Consider the following 359-nt stretch of genomic DNA (forward strand, 5'->3'; position numbering starts at 1 on the left):
CATTGGCAGGGATGAGGCCATAAGGCTTCAATCTGATCGCATTGCTGACAGGCTTGATGGTCTGGGGATTCCGTCTATGCGTAAGAAGCAGGATCGCACCTTTTTCAAGGTGGGTTTGCTGTCTGGATTAGCTAAGCAGATGGATGAACAGTTTAGGCATATCAGGTTCATTCCTGCTGTTGCTGTTGCTGAGCGTCGCCAGTTGAGGAGTGAGCTGACCTATTGGATTGATAACATTCTCCCGAATAAGGGGAAGTATCTGCGGTACATGGTTATCACCTGCGGTGAGAACGTCCGCATATATGATGACCTCAAGGCGGAGCATAGGAAATGGACACGCAAGCTCTCTGATTGCTTCC

General features: G+C 49.3%; 1 protein-coding gene. It reads left to right on the plus strand.

Features of this window, described 5'->3' with window-relative positions; genetic code table 11:
* The coding region (locus KP705_RS19580; RefSeq protein ID WP_215765518.1) for a hypothetical protein at positions 1 to 359 on the plus strand (359 nt) is incomplete at both ends.

Origin of the sequence: Gluconobacter sp. P1D12_c, from assembly GCF_018812105.1 — a bacterium.
Taxonomy (GTDB): domain Bacteria; phylum Pseudomonadota; class Alphaproteobacteria; order Acetobacterales; family Acetobacteraceae; genus Gluconobacter; species Gluconobacter oxydans_A.